20 protein-coding genes and 2 tRNA genes are annotated in these 19,720 nt (G+C 74.4%); 12 read left to right on the forward strand and 10 right to left on the reverse strand.

Annotated features, from left to right (window positions below; genetic code table 11):
- Positions 1 to 610 (forward strand): Fpg/Nei family DNA glycosylase (locus ACFUVW_RS10315; RefSeq protein WP_430571236.1); only part of this gene is annotated, 610 nt, incomplete at its 5' end.
- On the opposite strand, the gene ACFUVW_RS10320 is transcribed toward ACFUVW_RS10315, so the two are convergent.
- Both ACFUVW_RS10320 and eis read right to left on the reverse strand, forming a co-directional pair.
- Positions 601 to 1,635 carry a phosphotransferase gene (locus ACFUVW_RS10320; RefSeq protein WP_430571237.1) on the reverse strand — a complete coding sequence of 345 codons (1,035 nt, stop codon included), beginning with the start codon at positions 1,633 to 1,635 and terminating at the stop codon, positions 601 to 603. The two genes, ACFUVW_RS10315 and ACFUVW_RS10320, sit on opposite strands and share 10 nt — an antisense overlap.
- Complete coding sequence (gene eis / locus ACFUVW_RS10325) at positions 1,623 to 2,927, reverse strand: enhanced intracellular survival protein Eis (protein ID WP_430571238.1); 1,305 nt, start codon at positions 2,925 to 2,927, stop codon at positions 1,623 to 1,625. The genes ACFUVW_RS10320 and eis overlap by 13 nt, the downstream gene beginning before the upstream one ends.
- A gap of 134 nt (positions 2,928 to 3,061) precedes the next feature.
- Here eis and ACFUVW_RS10330 point away from each other — a divergent pair, with 134 nt between their 5' ends.
- The gene (locus ACFUVW_RS10330; RefSeq protein ID WP_430571239.1) at positions 3,062 to 3,475 is read left to right on the forward strand and encodes an MGMT family protein; all 414 of its coding nucleotides are present in this window, start codon (positions 3,062 to 3,064) and stop codon (positions 3,473 to 3,475) included.
- A gap of 13 nt (positions 3,476 to 3,488) precedes the next feature.
- Here the strand turns inward: ACFUVW_RS10330 and ACFUVW_RS10335 are convergent, their stop codons facing one another.
- A complete protein-coding gene (locus ACFUVW_RS10335; RefSeq protein WP_430571250.1) occupies positions 3,489 to 4,625 on the reverse strand; it encodes an LLM class F420-dependent oxidoreductase in 1,137 nt (378 codons plus the stop codon).
- Between the two features lie 131 nt (positions 4,626 to 4,756).
- On the opposite strand from ACFUVW_RS10335, the gene ACFUVW_RS10340 reads away from it, so the two are divergent.
- Positions 4,757 to 5,152 (forward strand): MmcQ/YjbR family DNA-binding protein, encoded by a 396-nt coding sequence (locus tag ACFUVW_RS10340; protein ID WP_430571240.1) that lies wholly within the window; start codon positions 4,757 to 4,759, stop codon positions 5,150 to 5,152.
- A gap of 14 nt (positions 5,153 to 5,166) precedes the next feature.
- On the opposite strand, the gene ACFUVW_RS10345 is transcribed toward ACFUVW_RS10340, so the two are convergent.
- The 5 genes from ACFUVW_RS10345 to ACFUVW_RS10365 form a co-directional block, all read right to left on the reverse strand.
- On the reverse strand, positions 5,167 to 6,186 hold the full coding sequence (locus ACFUVW_RS10345; protein ID WP_430571241.1) for a DUF1648 domain-containing protein: 1,020 nt from the start codon (positions 6,184 to 6,186) through the stop codon (positions 5,167 to 5,169).
- Complete coding sequence (locus ACFUVW_RS10350; RefSeq protein WP_430571251.1) at positions 6,183 to 6,533, reverse strand: GntR family transcriptional regulator; 351 nt, start codon at positions 6,531 to 6,533, stop codon at positions 6,183 to 6,185. The genes ACFUVW_RS10345 and ACFUVW_RS10350 overlap by 4 nt, the downstream gene beginning before the upstream one ends.
- A gap of 121 nt (positions 6,534 to 6,654) precedes the next feature.
- Positions 6,655 to 7,266, reverse strand: coding sequence for a serine O-acetyltransferase EpsC (gene epsC, locus ACFUVW_RS10355; RefSeq protein ID WP_430571252.1), 612 nt, complete (start codon positions 7,264 to 7,266; stop codon positions 6,655 to 6,657).
- Between the two features lie 73 nt (positions 7,267 to 7,339).
- Positions 7,340 to 8,275: a cysteine synthase A gene (gene cysK / locus ACFUVW_RS10360; RefSeq protein WP_430571242.1), complete on the reverse strand. Its 936-nt coding sequence runs from the start codon at positions 8,273 to 8,275 to the stop codon at positions 7,340 to 7,342.
- A 523-nt stretch (positions 8,276 to 8,798) separates the two neighbouring features.
- Positions 8,799 to 8,869, reverse strand: a tRNA-Gly gene (locus ACFUVW_RS10365).
- A 160-nt stretch (positions 8,870 to 9,029) separates the two neighbouring features.
- Here ACFUVW_RS10365 and ACFUVW_RS10370 point away from each other — a divergent pair.
- The 3 genes from ACFUVW_RS10370 (at position 9,030) to tig (ending at position 11,341) form a co-directional block, all read left to right on the forward strand.
- Positions 9,030 to 9,103: transfer RNA gene (locus ACFUVW_RS10370), tRNA-Pro, on the forward strand.
- 128 nt (positions 9,104 to 9,231) lie between these two features.
- On the forward strand, positions 9,232 to 9,747 hold the full coding sequence (locus tag ACFUVW_RS10375) for a DUF4190 domain-containing protein (RefSeq protein WP_430571243.1): 516 nt from the start codon (positions 9,232 to 9,234) through the stop codon (positions 9,745 to 9,747).
- 214 nt (positions 9,748 to 9,961) lie between these two features.
- A complete protein-coding gene (gene tig / locus ACFUVW_RS10380; protein WP_430571253.1) occupies positions 9,962 to 11,341 on the forward strand; it encodes a trigger factor in 1,380 nt (459 codons plus the stop codon).
- A 50-nt stretch (positions 11,342 to 11,391) separates the two neighbouring features.
- Here the strand turns inward: tig and ACFUVW_RS10385 are convergent, their stop codons facing one another.
- Positions 11,392 to 12,372, reverse strand: coding sequence for a DMT family transporter (locus tag ACFUVW_RS10385; protein ID WP_430571244.1), 981 nt, complete (start codon positions 12,370 to 12,372; stop codon positions 11,392 to 11,394).
- Between the two features lie 34 nt (positions 12,373 to 12,406).
- On the opposite strand from ACFUVW_RS10385, the gene ACFUVW_RS10390 reads away from it, so the two are divergent.
- The 4 genes from ACFUVW_RS10390 to clpX all read left to right on the forward strand — a co-directional run bounded on the left by ACFUVW_RS10390 (position 12,407) and on the right by clpX (position 15,957).
- Positions 12,407 to 12,997: a TetR/AcrR family transcriptional regulator gene (locus ACFUVW_RS10390; protein ID WP_430571245.1), complete on the forward strand. Its 591-nt coding sequence runs from the start codon at positions 12,407 to 12,409 to the stop codon at positions 12,995 to 12,997.
- A gap of 136 nt (positions 12,998 to 13,133) precedes the next feature.
- On the forward strand, positions 13,134 to 13,754 hold the full coding sequence (locus ACFUVW_RS10395) for an ATP-dependent Clp protease proteolytic subunit (protein ID WP_430571254.1): 621 nt from the start codon (positions 13,134 to 13,136) through the stop codon (positions 13,752 to 13,754).
- Between the two features lie 85 nt (positions 13,755 to 13,839).
- Positions 13,840 to 14,526 (forward strand): ATP-dependent Clp protease proteolytic subunit, encoded by a 687-nt coding sequence (locus ACFUVW_RS10400; RefSeq protein WP_430571255.1) that lies wholly within the window; start codon positions 13,840 to 13,842, stop codon positions 14,524 to 14,526.
- A 156-nt stretch (positions 14,527 to 14,682) separates the two neighbouring features.
- The gene (gene clpX, locus ACFUVW_RS10405) at positions 14,683 to 15,957 is read left to right on the forward strand and encodes an ATP-dependent Clp protease ATP-binding subunit ClpX (protein WP_430571246.1); all 1,275 of its coding nucleotides are present in this window, start codon (positions 14,683 to 14,685) and stop codon (positions 15,955 to 15,957) included.
- 3 nt (positions 15,958 to 15,960) lie between these two features.
- Here clpX and ACFUVW_RS10410 read toward each other — a convergent pair whose 3' ends face one another.
- The gene (locus tag ACFUVW_RS10410) at positions 15,961 to 17,754 is read right to left on the reverse strand and encodes an AMP-dependent synthetase/ligase (RefSeq protein WP_430571247.1); all 1,794 of its coding nucleotides are present in this window, start codon (positions 17,752 to 17,754) and stop codon (positions 15,961 to 15,963) included.
- Positions 17,755 to 17,890: 136 nt separating this feature from the next.
- Between ACFUVW_RS10410 and ACFUVW_RS10415 the strand changes: the two genes are divergently transcribed.
- Both ACFUVW_RS10415 and ACFUVW_RS10420 read left to right on the forward strand, forming a co-directional pair.
- Positions 17,891 to 18,280 carry a chorismate mutase gene (locus tag ACFUVW_RS10415; RefSeq protein ID WP_430571248.1) on the forward strand — a complete coding sequence of 130 codons (390 nt, stop codon included), beginning with the start codon at positions 17,891 to 17,893 and terminating at the stop codon, positions 18,278 to 18,280.
- Positions 18,281 to 18,412: 132 nt separating this feature from the next.
- Complete coding sequence (locus ACFUVW_RS10420; RefSeq protein ID WP_430571249.1) at positions 18,413 to 19,663, forward strand: hypothetical protein; 1,251 nt, start codon at positions 18,413 to 18,415, stop codon at positions 19,661 to 19,663.
- Positions 19,664 to 19,720: the final 57 nt, after the last annotated feature.

The following is a 19,720-nucleotide window of genomic DNA, read 5'->3' on the forward strand; positions in this document are numbered from 1 at the left end:
GTGGGTCCCGCCCGCCCCGCGCGGCGCCGTCCGGCTCCGGCTGCTGGGCGCGCACGCCGTCGCCGACCTGACCGGGCCGACGGCGTGCGAGGTGCTCACGGCCGCGGAGAAGGCCGCGGTCGAGGCGCGCCTCGGGCCGGACCCGATCCGCGAGCAGGGGCAGGGGGCGCGCACGGCGTTCGTCGAGCGTGTGCGGCGTTCGCGCGTGACGGTCGGCCAGCAGCTCATGGACCAGGCGGTGATCGCCGGCGTCGGCAACATCTACCGGGCCGAGGCGCTGTTCCGGGCGGGCGTGGACCCGCTGCGCCCGGGCAACGCCGTGCCCGAGCCGGCGCTCGCCGCGATCTGGGACGACCTGGTCGTGCTCATGCGCGATGGCGTGGAGCGCGGGGCGATCGTCACCACGCGGCCCGAGCACCGGGTGGCGGACGGCGGTGGCGGCCGGGTCACGCGGCAGAACACCGACGGCGACGCCGACGCGGTGCCCCGGGACGCGTCGTTCTACGTGTACCACCGCGACGGCCTGCCGTGCCGGGTCTGCGGCGCCCCGGTGCTCACCAAGGAGCTCGCGGGCCGCAACCTGTTCTGGTGCGGCGCCTGTCAGGTCTGAGGACCCGGCACCAGGCCCAGCACCCCGGCCAGGTGCCGGCCCGGCGCCTCGCCCCAGTCCGCCCACTCGGCCTCGGTGGCCTCGGCGAGCGCGCCGCACCACGTCCAGGCCCGGTTGACGGCATGCGTGACGCCGGCGGCGCGCCGCAGGTCGTCCCACGTCGGCGCGCCGGGGCTCGCGCCGACCGGCGGCAGGCCCCGCTCGGCGGACCAGTCGTCCCACGCCCGGCGGTACGCCCGCTCGACCGGCTCCCAGTCCGTGCCCCCGTGACGCGCGACGGCGGACGACACCTCGAGCACCTCGAGCGGGTGCGCCCACTGGGCGTCGCCGAGGTCGAACACGCGCAGGTCCCCGTCGACCTCGAAGACGTTGCCCGGGTGCAGGTCGCCGTGCTGCAGGCTGCTCGGCAGAGGGCCCTGCGCCAGCGTGGTCGCCGCGGCGGCCACGGCCTCGCGGGCGTCGCGGAGGCGATCGGCCGTGCGGTCGTCCGGCCGCGCGGGGTGGCCCGTCGGGAAGCCGTCCAGCCGGTCGAGCACCGCGTCGAGTCGTGCCGGCACCGTGCCGGGGGAGCAGTCGGGCAGCCCGGTGGCGCGCAGGGCCTCGCCCCGCCCGAGGAGGGTCTGCTGGAGGCGCGCGTACCGCGTCAGCAGCGCGCCCCAGTCGCCGGCGTCGGGGTCGCGGCGCTCGCGCAGCGTGGCGCCGCGGTCGGCCGTGAGCATCCACCCACGGTCGGCGTCGACCGCGGCGGGAGCGTCGGCCGCGTCAGGGGCGATCTCGGCGAGCAGGGCCTGCAGCGCGGGCTCGAAGGACGCCGAGCGGCAGGTGGCCTTGAACCAGAAGCGTCCGGCGTCCGTCGCCACGACGAGCTGGGTGGACCACGGGCGCACGCGCGGCTGCTCGGGCGGGGCCACCGTGCGCACGCCCCGGCGGGCGAGGACGTCGGTGATCCAGGCCGTGGCCTCGGCGCGCCACCCCGGCGAGGTGACGGCGTCCGAGAACGCCGTCCCCACCGTCAGAACACCCACCCGCAGCCCGGCGCGACGGGCCAGCCGAACGCCGCGCTCGCGCGGGCGAGGGCGCCGGGCGCCCGCTCGGAGACGAGGCCCGCGCCCGCGAGCGACGCGAGGGACGTGCCGCCGAGGTAGGCGGCGCCGAGCTCGCGCACGTCGAGCTCGAGGTCGGGTGCGTCGTCCGTGCGCTCGCACGACGCCGGCCCGAACGCCGTCGAGCGCAGGCGCCACGACCCGGCGTTGTCGGGCAGCCGGGCGTCCGTGATCCCGAGCACGACGTCGACGTCGGCCTGGTAGCGGCGCCCCGCGAGCGCGCCCGGGACGTCGACGACGCGCACCCACACGTTGTCGGTGACGCGGGCGCCCGCGGCCCGCGGGTCGACGAGCAGGCTCATGACCGCGTCGTCGACGGGCAGCAGGAACGGGTCCGTGCTGCTCATGAGGTCGAGGTCGAGCAGCACGCCCCACAGGGCGCGCGCGGCCGCCGCGTCGAGGGCCACCACGTCGCCCAGGTGCACGGTGCCGCGCGGCCCGGTGACCTGCCAGTCCAGGCTGCGCCGGAAGGTCGCGTACCCGCGCGGCTCGCCGTCGCGCTCGACGACGACGATCCGCAGCGACTCGCGCCCGCTCGCGCGGAACGACTTCGGGTCCGCCCAGTAGCTCGCCCAGAGCTCCTCGGTCTCCCGCGTCGCCCAGCCCGGCCGGTTGATCCCCGTCGGGCCGTCGGGCAGCCCGGGGGCGCGGTGCAGGCGGGCCACGAGGTCGCCGTGGCGCGCGCGGTCGGCGTGCTCGATGCGCACCGTGTGGTCCGCGGCCCCGGCCACGTCGCGCAGGGCGGCGCCGCGGGGGACGGTGAGGCGCTGGTCGTCGGCTGCCTTGCCGTACCCGAACCGCCCGTAGATGGCGGTCTCCGCGGCGAACAGGGCGGACAGGGGCTCACCGCGCCGGCGGCACTCCTCGAGGTGCTGGTCGATCATCGCGGTGAGCAGCCCTCGGCGGCGGTGCTGCGGGTGCACGCCCACCCAGGTCAGGCCCGCCGTGGGCAGTGTGGCGCCCGGCACGGGGAAGCGGGAGAACGGGTACGACGCGTGGATCGCCGCCAGCCCGTCGCCCGGCGCGTCCTCGGGCTCGACGCCGACCGTCCGCTCCCACGTGAGGGGCAGCGGCAGGTCGTCGAACTCCGCGAGCGCGTGCGGGTCGGGGAACGCCCAGGTGTCCAGGTCGAGCAGCGCGGCGCGGTCGTCGGCGGTGAGCGGGCGGCTGCGGTAGCCGGCGGGCAGGGCGGTGCGGGAGCTGTCGAAGGTCACGTGCCGATCGTGGCGCGGTCGGCAGCCGTGGGCCAGCGGATTTCCGAGTCAGCCGTACCACCTCCGGACGGGACTCCGGACGACCCCCGCGATGGTCTGCCGCCGAGGTCGGCGGCGGGTCGTAGGGTCACGGTGTGCCCGACCGAGCCGAGCTGCCCGAGGAGCCCCTGGACGCGCCCGACGAGTACACCGTCGCGGTGCTCGCGCTGGTGCGCCGCATCCCGTCGGGCCGCGCGATGACGTACGGCCTGATCGCCGAGATCGTGGGCGAGCGGCTGGGTCGCGGCGGGCCGCGGCAGGTCGGGAACGTCATGGCCGGCTCGGGGGACCGCTACGCGCACCTCGTGCCCGAGGGTGCCGCGGTGGTCGGCCCCGTCCAGGACAACCACCCCGTGCCCTGGTGGCGCGTGGTGAACGCGTCCGGTGCCCCGCCCGCGCGTCACCTCACCGCGGCGCTCGACGCCCTGCGCGCCGAGGGCTGCCCCCTGACCCGCGACGGCCGGCGCGTGGACCTGCGCCGCGCCGTCTGGTTCCCCGACGACGACTGAGCCGCCGGCGCGGTCAGGCCTTCCTGGGCGCCACGCGGGCGGCGGCCGCGCCGGCGGTGGCGCGCACCCGGGCGCCCAGCGGCGTGCCGCCGGCGGCGTCCTTCCGGGCCGCCTGCGCCGCCGCGAGCACGGTGAGCATCGACGACGGGTCCCCCTGCAGCAGCATCGTGGTCAGCGCCGTCCCGTCCCAGCGGGCGAGGTCGCGCGCGACCTTGTCCGCGGGCCCGACCAGGGCGACCTCCTCGACCAGCTCGGTCGGCACCGCGCGCGCGGCGTCCTCCCGGCGGCCCGCCAGGAACAGCGCCTGCACCTCGTCCAGCTCCGCGGCGTAGCCGAGGCGGTCCAGCGACGCCTTGTGGAAGTTGGCCTCCTTCGACCCCATGCCGCCGGCGTACAGCGCGATGTGGGGACGGACGACGTCCGCCGCGGCCTCGACGTCGTCGCGCACGACGACGGGCACGGTCGCGAGCACCTCGAACTCCGACGCCGGCGTGCGCTCGTCGGCGCGCTGCGCGAACCCGGAGGCGAGCAGCTCGCGGTGCTCGGCGTCGGCCCGCGGGGCGTAGAAGCCGGCCATCCAGCCGTCGGCGATCTCGGCGGCGAGCGTGACGTTCTTCGGCCCTTGGGCCGCCAGCACGATCGGGATGTCCGCGCGGCGCGGGTGCACGGTCGGCTTGAGCGCCTTGCCGAGGCCGGTGGCCCCCGGGGCGTCGGCGGGCAGCGGGAGACGGAAGAACTCGCCGTCCGCGGTGACGGGGCGCTCGCGGGCGAAGACCTGGCGTACGACGTCGACGTACTCGCGGGTGCGCGCCAGCGGGCGGCGGTACGGCTGGCCGTACCAGCCCTCCACGACCTGCGGGCCGGACGCCCCGAGGCCGAGGACGAACCGCCCGCCCGAGAGGTGGTCGAGGGTGATCGCCTGCATGGCGGTGGCGGTCGGCGTGCGGGCGGCCATCTGCGCGATGCCGGTGCCGAGCCGCAGGCGGCGCGTGCGGGACCCCCACCAGGCGAGCGGCGTGAACGCGTCCGACCCGTACGCCTCCGCGGTCCAGACCGAGTCGAGGCCCAGGGCCTCGGCGGCGACGAGGGCGGGCACGATCCCCTTCGGGGGCTTGCGGGACCAGTAGCCGGTCTGGATGCCGATGCGCAGGGCGCTCATGGGTGCTCCTCGTCGAGGCGGGATGATCCGGTGTACCCGGGACTCTGCGTCTCGGGTAACGCGAGTCACACCCTAACCTCCTGCCGGGGTGCCGGGCGCACCGCCCGGCGTACCGTCGGGGGATGGCGACCTTCGACGACGTGGCGCGGCTGGCGGCGGGGCTGCCCGAGGTGTCCGAGGGCGAGCGCTACCGCGGCTGGCGCGCGTGGGCGGTGCGCCGGAACGTCTTCGCCTGGGAGCGGCCGTTCAGCAAGGCCGACGTCCGCCGCTTCGGTGACGCCCCCGTGCCCGACGGTCCGATCCTCGCCGTGTCCACCGAGGACCTGCAGGAGAAGGAGGCGGTGCTCGCGGCGCACCCGTCGACCTGCCTGACGATCCCGCACCTCGACGGCTACCCCGCGGTGCTCGTCCGGCTCGACGCCGTGGAGGACGGAGAGCTGCGCGAGCTCGTGGTCGACGCCTGGTTCGCCAAGGCGCCGCCGGCGCTCGCGGCGGGGCACCGCGACCTGCTCGGCTGAGCGCCCGGCGCGGGTCAGCCCCGGCGGGCGCGGTCGGCCATCGCGTTGAGCAGCGCGGCGGCGTCCGAGGCGTCGTCGACGGTGACCGCGAACGACCGCCCGCCCGTGCGCTCCACGAGCAGCGCCTCGCCCGCGCGCAGCACGACGCCCACTCGCCCGTCGCGGGCGGTGCGCCAGCCCCAGCCGCCGAACTCGCGGAACGGGCGCACTCGAGTCACCGAGGCACGCACCACCTCGTCCGCCGGGACGTGCGTGCCGGGCCAGCGGACCGCGGAGCGCACGGTGAGGCCGCCGGCGTCCACGCGGACGGTGAAGGCGAACATCGTGACGAACAGCGCGGCGAGCACGGCGGGCACGACGAGCATCGTCCACTCGGCCGTCAGGATCGCGGCGAGCGTGGTGAGGGCGACGGCGACCGCGCCGACGGCGAGCCCCGGCCCGCCCGTGGCCCGGCGCAGCCAGACGGCGCGCTCGCCGTCGCGGAGCGTGGCCCGAGGCGCGTCGTCGGGGACCGCCTCGACGGCGGGCATCGCGGGGTCACCGGGGACGAGCACGGCCGCGATCCCCGCCGGGACGAGCGGCAGGAGGATGCTGGCCAGCAGCGCGCCGCCGGCCAGCTCCACCTGGGAGGCGTCGGCGAGGCCCCGCTGCGGCGCGAGCGTCCCGACGACGATCGTCGCCATGAACGCGCCCGACCACACGCAGCCCGCGGCCGCGATGCGGCGCGTGGACGCGGCAGCGCCCTGCGTGATCCCGATGGCGGCGAAGAGCGCACAGAGCCCGACGGTGGTCGCGACGCCCACGAGTGCGATCGTCGTGGGGGTCATGAAGCCGTCGGGCTCGCCGCTGCCGCTCCAGTGCGAGGCGATCTGCGCCGGCAGCTCGTCGCGCCACGCCCAGACCACTGCCGCCGCGCCGACCGCGAACAGCAGTCCCACGAGCGACGACCACGCGATCGCGCGCCGCGCGCGGGGGCGCCACACCTCCGTGCCGGCGCGGGCTCGCGGGGTGTCGGGCCGGGGAGCGGTGGTCATCGGTGCATCGACTCCGTGACGAGGGTGGTGGTGGTCTGGACCGACAGTCCCGCCCGTCGGGCCGCGGCGGCCAGCTCGGCCACCGCCCGCTCGACGTCGGCGAGGTCGGGTGCGGCGGACGCGACGACGGCGCCGCGCCCGCGCCGGAGCTCGAGCGTGCCGTCGTCGCGCAGCACCTGGTACGCCCGCAGGACGGTGTGCATGTTGAGCTCGAGCGAGGCCGCGAGCTCCCGCGCGGACGGCAGGCGTTCTCCCGGGCGCAGGGTGCCGTGCGCGACGCCGAGGCGCACCTGTGCGACCAGCTGCGCGTACAGCGGTTCGTCGCTCGTCGGGTCGATGCGCCACATCACGACCGCGACCCTACTTGTTCTACGACTACTAGAACAATCGACGTCCGGCGGCCGGGACGACGACGGCCCGTGCCTCGCCCGCGGATCGGGGAGGGGCACGGGCCGTGGTGGCCGCGTCTCAGATCACGTACTCGAGCAGCTCCGAGGCGTCCTCGACGTGCTGGCCGTGGTCCGGCCGGTGGCCCGGGGCGCGGGCGTGCGCGGGGACCCCGACGGCCACCATGCCGGTGGGCACGTCGTGCACCACGACGGCGTTCGCGCCGATCTGCGCGTCGTCGCCGATCCACAGCGGGCCCAGGATCTTGGCGCCGGCGCCCACCATGACCCGGTCGCCCAGCGTCGGGTGCCGCTTGCCCCGGGTCATCGAGCGGCCGCCCAGGGTGGAGCCGTGGAACAGGACGCAGTCGTCGCCGACGACCGCCGTCTGCCCGATCACCACACCCATGCCGTGGTCGATGAAGAGCCGCCGCCCGATCCGCGCCCCCGGGTGGATCTCGATCCCGGTGACCCACCGGGCGGCCTGCGACAGCAGGCGCGCCGGCAGGCGCAGGCCGGGCCGGTGCCACATGCGGTGGGACACCCGATGCGCCCAGACGGCGTGCACGCCCGGGTAGCCCAGCGCGACCTCGAACCGGGAGCGCGCCGCCGGGTCGTGCGCGTGCGCGGCCTCGAGGTCCTCGGCGAGGATCTCGACCAGGTGGCGCAGGCCCGGACGGTGCCCGGCCGGCATCGGGTGGTCGACGTCGCCGTCGAGGCCCTCGTGGCCGGCCCCGGCGGCGGGAGCGGTGCGGCGGCTCGTCACGTCAGTCCAGCAGGTCCGAGTACAGGATCGTGGACAGGTACCGCTCGCCGAAGTCGGGGATGACGACGACGATCAGCTTCCCGGCGTTCTCGGGCCGCTTCGCGACCTCGAGCGCCCCGGCGATCGCGGCGCCCGAGGAGATGCCGACCAGGAGGCCCTCCTCCTTGGCCGCGCGGCGGGCGAGCTCGACCGACGTCTCGGCGTCGACGTCGAGCACCTCGTCGTAGACGGAGGTGTCGAGGATCTCCGGCACGAAGTTGGCGCCCAGGCCCTGGATCTTGTGCGGGCCGGGGTTGCCGCCGGTGAGGATGGGCGACTCGGCCGGCTCGACGGCGACGATCCGCACCTCGGGCTTGCGCTCCTTGAGCACCTGACCGACGCCGGTGATGGTGCCACCCGTGCCGATGCCCGAGACGACCACGTCGACCTCGCCGTCGGTGTCGGCCCAGATCTCCTCCGCGGTGGTCTCCCGGTGCACCTTCGGGTTGGCCTCGTTGGCGAACTGGCGGGCGAGGATCGCGCCCGGTCGCTCGGCGGCGATCTTCTCCGCCGCGGCGACCGCGCCCTTCATGCCCTCCGCACCGGGCGTGAGCACGAGCTCGGCGCCGTACGCGCGCAGCAGGGCGCGGCGCTCCTTCGACATCGTCTCGGGCATCGCGAGGACGACCTTGTAGCCGCGCGCCGCGCCGACCCAGGCCAGCGCGATGCCGGTGTTGCCGGAGGTGCCCTCGACGATGGTGCCGCCCGGCTGCAGGTCGCCGGAGGCCTCCGCGGCGTCGATGATCGAGACGCCGATGCGGTCCTTCACGGAGTTGGCGGGGTTGTAGAACTCGAGCTTCGCGACGACCGTCGCGTCGAGGCCGGCGGCGAGACGGTTCAGCCGGACGAGCGGGGTGCGGCCGATGAGCTTCGTCGCGTCGTCGTAGATGCGTGCCATGGGTGTTCCTTCTCGAGGAGTGCGTGCGGGCGAGGTGGTGCGGGTGTGCCGTCGTGTGCGGGCGTGCCCCCGAGAACGGGTTGCCGAGGGGCGCGGCGCACGGGCGCCGGCGAGGTCGGTGCGAGCGCCGCACGGTCGCCGGGGATCCGCCGGGGGCGGGTCGGGCGTGACGTGGACGCTCTATCGACAGCATCGCGGCGTCGTCGCCGCGGCGCACGCCGGGGTGCGGAGCGTCGACGCCAGCACCGTCCTGCGGTGGGACGAGAGGGCGGGCGAGGGGACGTCGTGGCGGACGATCGTCATGCCCGGCCCTCCTCGTGATGCGTCCTGGTGCCTGCTGTCGGATGCCTGCTGGCGCGAGTCGTCGTGCCTGCCGCAGGCTGCGGCGCCGAGCCTAGCCACGAGTCGACCGATCGACAAGGAGCATCTCATCCATCGGCGTCGTCGATCGATCGTGACGCGCCTGTGCCGGGGCGATGGCGCCCGGTGCGGAAGGGGAGAGGGGGAATGAAGGAAGGAAGGGAGCGGGCGACGGGAATCGAACCCGCGTAGCCAGTTTGGAAGACTGGGGCTCTACCATTGAGCTACGCCCGCACGGCCACCCCGCGACACCGTCGCCCGGGTGGGAACGCGGGCCAACCCTAGCAAAGCCGTGGGGGCGTACGAGCCGTCCCGCGCATCGTCCGTGCACGTCGTGGGCTCGGCCCCGGACGGCGGCACTACACTGACCGAGGCCCCGCCCGACGGCGGGCCACGGGGTGTGGCGCAGCTTGGTAGCGCATCTGCTTTGGGAGCAGAGGGTCGCTGGTTCGAATCCAGTCACCCCGACAGAGGCACGGCGCGGACGCGCGGTCCGTCGCGGCTCGCCCGTGGATGGGTCCGCGCGCGGCGCGCCGATCTGGAAGGATCGGCCACCGATCGCCGACGGACGGCGACCGACGTGCGAGGAGAACCTGATGAGCACCCCGGACCCCTACACGCCAGGCACGCCCGAGCCCGGGGCGACGCCCTCCGGTGGCACCCCGCCCCAGCAGCCGGCCGCGGGGCAGCCGGCGCCGGGTCAGCCCTACCCCGCCCAGACCGGCGACGGGCCGGCCTACCCGTCGGCTCCGCAGGGGCCCGGCCCCTATCCCGCGGCCCCGGCGGGCCAGTACGCGCCGGCCTACGGCCAGCCGCAGCCCGAGAACCCCGGCAAGACGCTCGGCATCGTCGGCCTGGTACTCGGCTTCTTCGGGCCCCTCGCGCTCGTCGGCCTGATCCTGTCCATCGTCGGCCTGGTGAAGTCGCGCAAGGTCGGCCAGTCGAACGGCGTCGCCGTCGCGGGCATCATCGTGAGCGGCCTGGTGCTCGTCGGGACGATCATCGTCGGCGTGATCATCGGGGTGGGGGTCGGTTTCGTCCTCGAGCAGTGCGCCGAGCTGGGGCCGGGGACGCACGTCGTGGGCAACACGACCTTCACCTGCCCCTCCTGACCGCCGCACGCACACCCCGCGGGCCCCGTGCCGTCGCCGGTCGGGGCTCGCGGGGTGTGACGCGGGCGTCTCTGGGCGGCCCTCGCCGTGGCGTAGGATGGACGGGTTGCCCGTACGCCCGTCGTACGGTCCCCGCACCCCGCGCCGCAGCAACCAGGCCGGCTCTCGCCGGTGAGACGCGCGCGCAGCACCCGAACCGTTGGAGACCATCGAAGTGAAGAGCGCCGTCGAGACCCTGGAGCCCACCAAGGTCAAGCTGACCGTCGAGGTGGAGTACGACGAGCTCAAGCCGAGCATCGACCACGCGTACAAGCACATCGCCGAGCAGGTGAACATCCCCGGGTTCCGCAAGGGCAAGGTTCCCCCGCGCATCATCGACCAGCGTGTCGGCTGGGGTGCGGTCGTCGAGCACGCGGTGAACGACGCTCTGTCGAACTTCTACCGCGACGCCGTCACGGCCGAGTCGCTGCGCCCGCTGGGCCAGCCCGAGGTCGAGGTGACCGAGATCCCCGCCAAGGCCGGCGAGGGCCAGCTCGCGTTCACCGCCGAGGTCGAGGTCCGCCCCGAGATCACCCTCCCCGAGCTGTCCGGCATCGATATCACGGTGGACTCCACCGAGGTGACCGACGAGGACGTCACCGAGCGCCTCGACGCGCTGCGCGAGCGCTTCGGCACCCTCGTGGGCGTCGACCGTCCCGCCGCCGAGGGCGACTACGTCGTCATCGACCTCAAGGCCGTCATCGGCGACGAGGAGATCGACTCGGTCTCCGGCGTCTCCTACCAGATCGGCGCGGGCAACATGCTCGAGGGCCTGGACGAGGCGCTCACGGGCCTGTCGACGGACGAGACCACGACCTTCGCCACCAAGCTCGCCGGCGGCGAGCACGAGGGCGAGGAGGCGCAGGTCACCGTCACGGCCACCGCCGTCAAGGAGCGCGACCTGCCGACGCCGGACGACGACTTCGCCCAGCTCGCCTCGGAGTTCGACACCCTCGAGGAGCTGACCGCGGACCTGCGCGAGCAGGTCGCCTCGATCAAGACGTCGAACCAGGCCGTCGCCGCCCGCGACCTGCTGCTGGAGAAGCTGCTCGAGGCCGTCGAGGTCCCGGTCCCGTCGGGTGCCGTCGAGGCCGAGGTGCACCGCCACCTGGAGTCGGAGAACCGCCTCGAGGACGACGAGCACCGCGCCGAGGTCACCGAGGACGCCACCAAGGCCCTCAAGAACCAGATCCTGCTCGACACGCTGGCCGAGAAGCTCGAGGTCCAGGTCGGCCAGGGCGAGCTCGTGGAGTACCTGGTCCAGGCGTCGCAGCAGTACGGCATGGACCCGAACCAGTTCATCTCGACCCTCGACCAGGGCGGTCAGATCCCCGCCATGGTCGGCGAGGTCGCGCGCTCCAAGGCGCTCGCCGTCGCGCTGCGCGACATCGAGGTCAAGGACACCGACGGCAACGTCGTCGACCTGACCGAGTTCATCGGCACCGAGGAGGAGGACGCCGCGGCCGCCGAGGTCGAGGAGTCCACCGAGGTCGCCGAGACCGTCGCGTCGGACGAGGCGGCGGAGGAGACCCCGGAGGAGAAGGCGAAGGCCTGATCCAGGGGGCTCCCGGCCCACCTCCGAGCTCCCGTCGGCCCGCATCGTCATCACGGACGGTGCGGGCCGTCGTCGTCCCCGGGGCGGTGCCGGTGCTCGCCACGCAGCACCGCGGCGACGCCCAGGCCGGCCAGGCCCAGCCCGAGGCCGCCGACGGGGGTGAGCGCCTCGCCGAACAGTGCGGCGCCCGCCAGGGTCGTGGTCGGCACGACGAGGAACAGCAGGGCGTTGAGCGTCGTGACGTCGACGCGCCGCAGCAGCCGCCAGTACAGGCCGTAGGCGGCGAGCGACGGCACCAGCGCCAGGAAGAGCGTCGACCCCCAGAAGGCGAGGTCGGCCGGGGGCGCGACGGTGCCGGTGGCGAGCGCGAGCACGGTGAGGGCGACCACCGCCACGGCCGAGTGGAGGGCCAGCAGGGGGCCCGCCGCGAGAGTCGCGGGCCGGCGGCGCTCGAGGAAGGTCGCGGCGACCAGCGACGCGACGGCCGCCGCCGGCAGCGCGTAGGCCCACGCGGGGGCGGTGGTCGACCGCAGGTCGCCGGCGACGATCGCAGCGACGCCGGCGAAGGCCGTCGCGAGCCCGGCCCACTGGAGCCCCCGGACGCGCTGGCCGAGCAGCGGGCCGACCAGGGTCGCGACCACCACCGGCTGCACCGCGTCGACCAGCGACGTCGTGCCCGTGGACACGCCCAGGCCGATCGCGCCGTAGACGGGCAGCACGTAGCCGACCTGCGAGAGCAGGCCGACCACGACGTGGTGCGCCGCAGCCCGCCGCCCGCCAGGTGGGGGAGAGAGCCGTGCCGCGCCCGCGGGGGCGCGGGCGCGGCGACTGCGACGCAGGAGCCGGGCGGCCCCCAGGCCGGCCGCCAGCACCGCCGTCACGACGACGTACCGCCACAGCAGCAGGGTGGGCACCGCTGCCTGGTCCGCGCCGAGCCGCGCGCCGAGGAAGCCCGAGCTCCACGACAGCACGAAGGCGGCAGAGGCGAGGACCGTCGTGACGCCCGCAGGTAGACAGATCTGTTTACTCATGGCCGTCAATATACAGATCTGTATAGTTGGTCGCATGAGCGAGCACACCGCCCCGCAGGCGCCCCTGACCCCGGCGGCGCGCAGGATCCTCGAGACCGCGTCGCGCCTGTTCTACGCGCGCGGGCTGCACGCCGTCGGCGTCGACACCATCGCCGCGGAGGCGGGCGTCACGAAGAAGACGCTCTACGACCGCTTCGGCTCGAAGGAGGCGCTCGAGGTGGCGTACCTCCGCGCCCGCGACGCCCGCTGGGAGGAGCTCCTGGGCCGGACCCTCGAGCAGCACCCCGTGGCCGGCGTCGACCGCGTCCTTGCGTTCTTCGACGCCGTCGAGGAGTGGTCCGCGTCCGCGGGCGGGCGTGGGTGCGCCGCGATCAACGCCCGCGCCGAGGTGGACGACCCGGGACACCCGGTGGCCGTCGAGGTCGCCAGGCAGAAGTCGTGGGTCCGGGGCCTCCTCGAGTCCGAGTGCCGGGGCGCCGGGCTCGCCCGCCCCGGCGAGCTCGCGGACGCGCTCGTGCTGCTCTACGACGGGGCGCTGGCGGGGTCGGGGACCGGGGTGCCCGGGGACCCGTTCCCGACCGCGCGGCGGGCCGCCCGGGCGCTGTGCGAGGCGCACCGGGCGTGAGGCGCGACCGCCCGCGGCGTCGCCGTGTGCGCCCGCAGCGAAAAGCCCCTCCACCGGGACGTTTCGCGTGGCTGCCGCACGTTAGGGTCGATCGACGGCGATGACGAAGGAGACCGACGTGAACGACTTGCTGCAGATGGACGGTGCGACGCCGGTGGCGCGCTCCGACGGCCAGGGCCTCGGGCTCAACGACTCCATCTACAACCGGCTCCTCAAGGAGCGCATCATCTGGCTGGGCTCGGAGGTGCGCGACGAGAACGCGAACGCCATCTGCGCGCAGATGATGCTGCTGGCCGCGGAGGACCCGGACAAGGACATCTGGCTGTACATCAACAGCCCGGGCGGCTCCATCACGGCCGGCATGGCGATCTACGACACCATGCAGTACATCAAGCCCGACGTCGCGACCATCGCGATGGGCATGGCCGCGTCGATGGGGCAGTTCCTGCTCTCCTCCGGCGCGAAGGGCAAGCGCTACATCACCCCGCACGCCCGCGTGCTGATGCACCAGCCGTCCGGCGGCGTCGGCGGCACCGCGACCGACGTGCGGATCGGCGCGCAGCTGATCATGCACATGAAGAAGGTGCTCTCCGAGCTGACGGCCGAGCAGACCGGGCAGTCGCTGGAGACGATCCTCAAGGACAACGACCGCGACAAGTGGTTCACCGCGGACGAGGCACTCGAGTACGGCTTCGTCGACCACGTGGTCACCAACGCCGCCTCGGTCTCGGGCGGTGGCGGCGCGTCGGGCTCCTGACGCCGAGCCCGTCCCGCCCCCGGAACCCACCGACTTCCCACCCGAGGAGAACACCGTGAGCCACTCAGACGAGTACCAGTTCGCCATGCGGGCCCAGAACCTGGCGGGCGCCGCGGCGCGTCCCGGCGGCGTCGCGCTCCCGCACGGCGCTCCCACGTCGCGCTACGTGCTGCCCCAGTTCGAGGAGCGCACCGCGTACGGCTTCAAGCGCCAGGACCCGTACACCAAGCTGTTCGAGGACCGCATCATCTTCATGGGCGTCCAGGTCGACGACGCGTCGGCCGACGACATCATGGCGCAGCTGCTGGTCCTGGAGAGCCAGGACCCCGACCGCGACATCATGATCTACATCAACTCGCCCGGGGGGTCGTTCACGGCCATGACGGCGCTGTACGACACGATGCAGTTCATCAAGCCGCAGATCCAGACGGTGTGCCTCGGCCAGGCGGCGTCCGCCGCGGCCGTGCTGCTCGCCGCCGGCCAGCCCGGCAAGCGGCTCGCCCTGCCGAACGCCCGCGTGCTGATCCACCAGCCCGCGATGGAGGGCGGCGGCTACGCCCAGGCGTCCGACATCGAGATCCACGCCAACGAGCTCATCCGGATGCGCGAGTGGCTGGAGACGACGCTGGCGGCGCACACGGGCAAGACCGAGGAGCAGGTGCGCGAGGACATCGAGCGCGACAAGATCCTCACCGCCGCGCAGGCGAAGGACTACGGCCTGGTCGACCAGGTGCTCGAGAGCCGCAAGCCCGCCGCTCTCGCGCCGCGCTGACCTGCACGTTCACGGGGCCCGCGACCTTCCGAGGAGGACCTCGCGGGCCCCGCGACACGACGCACCGGGCAACTCGGCTGACAACGACGCCCCCGTGGTGTGGAATGGACGCAGGACCAGCACTCAGGACGTGCACTCACGAGATGGAGGCTCCCGGTGGCTCGGATCGGTGACGGCGCAGACCTGCTGAAGTGCTCGTTCTGCGGGAAGTCGCAGAAGCAGGTCAAGAAGCTGATCGCCGGCCCCGGCGTGTACATCTGCGACGAGTGCATCGACCTGTGCAACGAGATCATCGAGGAGGAGCTCGGCGAGGCGGCGGAGCTGGGGCTCACCGAGCTGCCGAAGCCGCGCGAGATCTTCGACTTCCTCGAGCAGTACGTCATCGGGCAGGAGCCGGCCAAGCGGGCCCTCGCGGTGGCGGTCTACAACCACTACAAGCGGGTCCAGGCGGGCGAGGCCCAGCGCGACGGCGACGACGCCGTCGAGATCGCGAAGTCCAACATCCTGCTCATCGGGCCCACCGGTACCGGCAAGACCTACCTGGCGCAGACGCTGGCGAAGATGCTCAACGTGCCGTTCGCCATCGCGGACGCGACGGCCCTCACGGAGGCCGGGTACGTGGGCGAGGACGTCGAGAACATCCTCCTCAAGCTCATCCAGGCCGCGGACTACGACGTCAAGAAGGCCGAGACGGGCATCATCTACATCGACGAGGTCGACAAGGTGGCCCGCAAGGCGGAGAACCCGTCGATCACGCGCGACGTCTCCGGCGAGGGCGTGCAGCAGGCGCTCCTGAAGATCATCGAGGGCACGACGGCGTCGGTGCCCCCGCAGGGTGGGCGCAAGCACCCGCACCAGGAGTTCATCCAGATCGACACCACGAACGTGCTGTTCATCGTGGCGGGGGCGTTCGCCGGCCTCGACGACATCGTGGCCTCCCGCGCCCGCAAGCGCGGCATCGGGTTCAGCGCCCCCATGGAGACGGTCGTGGACGACGACCTGTTCGCCGAGGTGCGGCCCGAGGACCTGCAGAAGTACGGCCTCATCCCGGAGTTCATCGGGCGGCTGCCCGTCATCGCGTCCGTGTCCCCGCTGGACCGCGACGCGCTCGTGCGCATCCTCACCGAGCCGCGCAACGCCCTCGTCAAGCAGTTCCAGCGCATGTTCGAGATCGACGGCGTGGAGCTCGAGTTCGAGCAGGACGCCGTCGAGGCGATCGCCGAGCAGGCGCTGCTGCGGGGCACCGGCGCGCGGGGTCTGCGCGCCATCATGGAGGAGGTCCTCCAGCAGGTGATGTTCGACGTGCCCAGCCGGGACGACGTCGAGCGGGTGGTCGTGAGCCGCGAGGTCGTGATGGAGAACGTCAACCCCACGCTCGTGCCGCGCACCTCGCCCGTGCGCCGCCGCGCTCCCCGCGAGAAGAGCGCCTGACCGCTAGCGGGCGTAGAGCGCGTCGACCTCGTCCGCGAAGTCGCGCAGCACGAGCTCGCGCTTCACCTTGAGCGACGGCGTGAGGTACTCGTTCGCCTCGGTGAAGTCGCCCTCGAGCACCCGGAACCGGCGGATCGACTCCGCCCGGGACACGGCGGTGTTGGCCTCCTCGACGGCGGCGTCCAGCGCGGCCAGCACCCGCGGGTCGGTCCGCGCCGCTCCCGCCGACATGGGCGGGATGCCCTGCGAGGCCAACCAGCCGGGCAGCATCTCGGCGTCCAGCGTCACGAGGGCGCCGATGAACGGGCGCTTGTCGCCCACGACCACGACCTGCGACACCAGCGGGTGGGCGCGCACCCGGTCCTCCAGGGGCGCCGGGGCCACGTTCTTGCCGCCCGCGGTGACGATGATCTCCTTGGTCCGGCCCGTGATGCGCAGGTGGCCGCGGTCCAGGGCGCCCAGGTCGCCGGTGCGGAACCAGCCGTCCGTGACGGCCTCGGCGGTGAGGTCGGGGCGGCCCCGGTAGCCACGGAAGAGGTGCGGGCCGGCCACGAAGACCGCGCCGTCGTCGTCGACCCGCACCGACGTGCCGGGGAACGGCGGGCCGACCGTGCCGATGCGCAGGTCGGAGGGCAGGTTCACGGCCGTCGGGGCGGTCGTCTCGGTGAGCCCGTACCCCTCGAGCACGGTGAGCCCCGCCCCACGGAAGAAGTGGCCGAGGCGGTCGCCGAGCGGCGCCCCGCCCGAGATCGCGTACCGCAGGTCCCCGCCCATCGCGGCGCGCAGCTGGGCGAGCACCAGCCGGTCGGCCAGCGCGTGCCGCGCCCGCAGCGTCGCCGGGACACGACCGGCGTCGAGCGCGCGCGAGTACTGACCGGACACGCGGGCGGCCCAGCCGAAGACGCGGCGCTTGGCGCGCGACCCGGCGCGCTGCTCGGCCGAGTTGTAGACCTTCTCGAACACGCGCGGGACGGCGAGCAGGAACGTGGGCCGGAACGTCCTGAGGTCGTCCGTGAGCGTCCTGACGTCGGGCAGGTGGCCGAGCACCGCGCTGCTCGCGATCACCGCGACCTGGATCAGCCGCGCGAACACGTGCGCCAGCGGCAGGAAGAGCACGGTGCGCGCGCCGTCCGCCTCCAGGAGCTCCGGCAGGGCGAGGCGGGCGTTCATCGCGAGGTGCGCGAAGTTGCCGTGCGTGAGCTCCGCGCCCTTGGGGCGACCCGTGGAGCCGGAGGTGTAGACGATCGTCGCGAGGTCGTCGCGGCGGACCGCGTCGCGGCGGGCCACGACGTCCCTGGCGGGGACCGACGCCGCGGCCTCGCGCAGCTCGTCGACGGCACCGGCCGCGATGACGAGCACCTCCTCGAGGTCGGGCAGCTCGTCGTCCACCTGGCGCACGGCGTCCGCGTGCGCGGGCGTCTCCACCACGACGAGGCGGGCCCCGGAGTCCTCGAGGATCCAGCGCACCTGGTCGGGGGAGGAGGTCTCGTAGACGGGCACGACGACGGCGCCGACCGCCCAGGCGGCGAAGTCGAGGAGCGTCCACTCGTAGCGCGTCCGCGACATGATCGCGACCCGGTCGCCGGGCGCGATGCCACGCGCCACGAGCCCGCGCGCCACCGTCAGGACGTCGGCCTGGAACTCGCCGGCCGACACCGGCACCCAGGAGCCGTCCGACGCGGCACGCCGCTCGAGGAGGGTGCGGTCCCCGGCCCGGGCGACCCGGTCGGCCAGCAGCGTGCTGATGCTCGTGCCCTCGGGCACGTCCACGAGGCTCGGGGTCGTCGCGACCGTCATCTGCTCTCTCTCCGTGCGTGGGTGCGGGTGCGGCGTCGTGCCGGCTCCGGCGGGCCGAGGTCGCCCGACCGGTTCGGGTCGGCGTTCGGGCCGACGTGGGACCTTACACGCTCGGCACGCCTCGTAGGATCGAGGCATGCCCGACACCCCTCACGACGTCCCCCAGGACCGCGCCCCGCTCCCCGCGACGGACGGGATGCCGCAGGAGATCCTGGACCTGCGCGCCAGCATCGACAACATCGACGCCGCGCTCGTGCACCTGCTGGCCGAGCGCTTCAAGATGACGCGGCGCGTGGGCGAGCTCAAGGCCGTGGGCGGGTTGCCGCCCGCCGACCCGTCCCGCGACCGCCAGCAGGTCGACCGCCTCAAGGGCCTCGCCGAGGGCGCCGGGCTGGACCCCGAGTTCACCGAGCAGTTCCGCAACTTCATCGTCTCCGAGGTGATCCGGCACCACGAGCGCATCGCCGCCGAGCACGCCGCCGGGCGCCTCAAGGGCGAGCTGCCGCCCCTGGACACTTACGCTTGAAGAGGTGAGATCTGACCCCGTCCGCCCGGGTGGGCCGGGGTCCCGGCGCTTCCCCGTGACGGGGTGGCGTCCGCCGCGTTTCCGTCGCAGGCTGGGTGCTTAAGCCGACGACGGACACCTGGGGGACCACGGATGAAGATCGACTGGCTCAAGCCCCTCGTCGGACGCCCCGGACCGTTCGCGACCGTCTACCTGGACGCGACGCCCTCGGCCGAGGCGGGCGACAGGGACGTCGCGAACCGGTGGCGGGCGGTGCGGCGTTCCTTGGAACGGCAGGGCGCGCCCGCGGGCGTGCTGAACGCGCTCGAGGCCGCCGTCCTGCGACCCACACGCGCGGCGGGCGCCCACGGCCGGGTGCTCATCGCCTCCGACGGCGGCGTCGCGGTGGACCGCGTGCTGCGCAACCCGCCGGCCGTCGCGACCGGCGCGTGGCTGCCCGTGCCGGTGCTGCTGCAGGCCGCCCAGGCGGCGGACGAGACGGTCGACGCCCTGTGCGTCGCCGTCGACCGGGCCGGCGCGGACTTCTGGCCGTGCGACGCGGGCGGCCGGCCCGGCGGGGCCCGCGAGACGTTCGAGGGCCCGAACGACGAGGTCAGCAAGACCTCCAGCACCGGCACCAAGCGCGCGATCATCGAGTCGCGCGCCGAGGACTCCTGGAAGCGCAACGCGGCGGCCGTGGCGGCCGAGATCGACCGGCGCGTGGCCGACGGGAACCCGGAGGTGGTGCTGCTCACCGGCGACGTGCGCGCGGTGAACCTGGTGCGCGCGGAGCTCGGGCAGGACGCCGCCCGGCGGACCGTGGAGGTCGCGGGCGGCGGGCGCGGTCCCGGCGTCCGCGCGGACACGTTCGAGGCCGGCGTCGAGGACGCCCTCGACTCCTACCGGGAACGCCGGCGGGAGGTGGTGCTGGCCGAGTACCGCCAGGACCAGGGGCGCGAGGAGGGCGCCGTGTCGTCGATCGACGACGTCGTCGCCGTCCTGGCCCGCGGCCAGGTCAAGGCCCTCGTGCTGGCCGAGCAGATCGCGATCGACTCGGCCTCGGCCCTGGCGGCGACCGCCGGGGGCGCCGGGGGAGCGGGCGGCGTCGACGGGCTGCTCGGGGGCCGCACGCTGTGGATCGGGCCGGACCCGATGCACATCGCGACCTCTCGCGCGGACCTGACGGACCTCGGCGTCACGGACGGCCTCGAGGAGCTGCCGGCGACGTCCGCGCTGCTGCGCGCCGCGATCGCGCAGGACGCCGGCCTGACCTTCGCGCCCGAGGGCTCCGTGGAGCTCATGGACGGCGTGGGCGCCACCCTGCGGTGGCACGACGACGGGACACCCAAGGAGGTCGCCGCCACGATGAGCGGCGACGGCGACCGGTTCACCACGCCGAGATAGAGAACCCGGACCCGCGAGATAGAGAGGCCGGGACGGCACCGCAACCCGTTGCGGTGC

It is taken from the genome of Isoptericola sp. NPDC057391 (genome assembly GCF_042668085.1).
GTDB lineage: Bacteria > Actinomycetota > Actinomycetes > Actinomycetales > Cellulomonadaceae > Isoptericola.

Coding starts and splice junctions, on each gene's coding strand:
- ACFUVW_RS10375 (WP_430571243.1), top strand. CDS start 9,232: ATGAGCACCCCGGACCCCTACACGCCAGGCACGCCCGAGCCCGGGGCG.
- cysK (WP_430571242.1), bottom strand. CDS start 8,275: ATGGCACGCATCTACGACGACGCGACGAAGCTCATCGGCCGCACCCCG.
- epsC (WP_430571252.1), bottom strand. CDS start 7,266: ATGCCGGCCGGGCACCGTCCGGGCCTGCGCCACCTGGTCGAGATCCTC.
- ACFUVW_RS10390 (WP_430571245.1), top strand. CDS start 12,407: ATGAGCGAGCACACCGCCCCGCAGGCGCCCCTGACCCCGGCGGCGCGC.
- ACFUVW_RS10340 (WP_430571240.1), top strand. CDS start 4,757: ATGGCGACCTTCGACGACGTGGCGCGGCTGGCGGCGGGGCTGCCCGAG.
- ACFUVW_RS10400 (WP_430571255.1), top strand. CDS start 13,840: ATGCGGGCCCAGAACCTGGCGGGCGCCGCGGCGCGTCCCGGCGGCGTC.
- ACFUVW_RS10420 (WP_430571249.1), top strand. CDS start 18,413: ATGAAGATCGACTGGCTCAAGCCCCTCGTCGGACGCCCCGGACCGTTC.
- ACFUVW_RS10415 (WP_430571248.1), top strand. CDS start 17,891: ATGCCCGACACCCCTCACGACGTCCCCCAGGACCGCGCCCCGCTCCCC.
- ACFUVW_RS10350 (WP_430571251.1), bottom strand. CDS start 6,533: ATGTGGCGCATCGACCCGACGAGCGACGAACCGCTGTACGCGCAGCTG.
- ACFUVW_RS10410 (WP_430571247.1), bottom strand. CDS start 17,754: ATGACGGTCGCGACGACCCCGAGCCTCGTGGACGTGCCCGAGGGCACG.
- ACFUVW_RS10345 (WP_430571241.1), bottom strand. CDS start 6,186: ATGACCACCGCTCCCCGGCCCGACACCCCGCGAGCCCGCGCCGGCACG.
- ACFUVW_RS10395 (WP_430571254.1), top strand. CDS start 13,134: ATGGACGGTGCGACGCCGGTGGCGCGCTCCGACGGCCAGGGCCTCGGG.
- ACFUVW_RS10385 (WP_430571244.1), bottom strand. CDS start 12,372: ATGAGTAAACAGATCTGTCTACCTGCGGGCGTCACGACGGTCCTCGCC.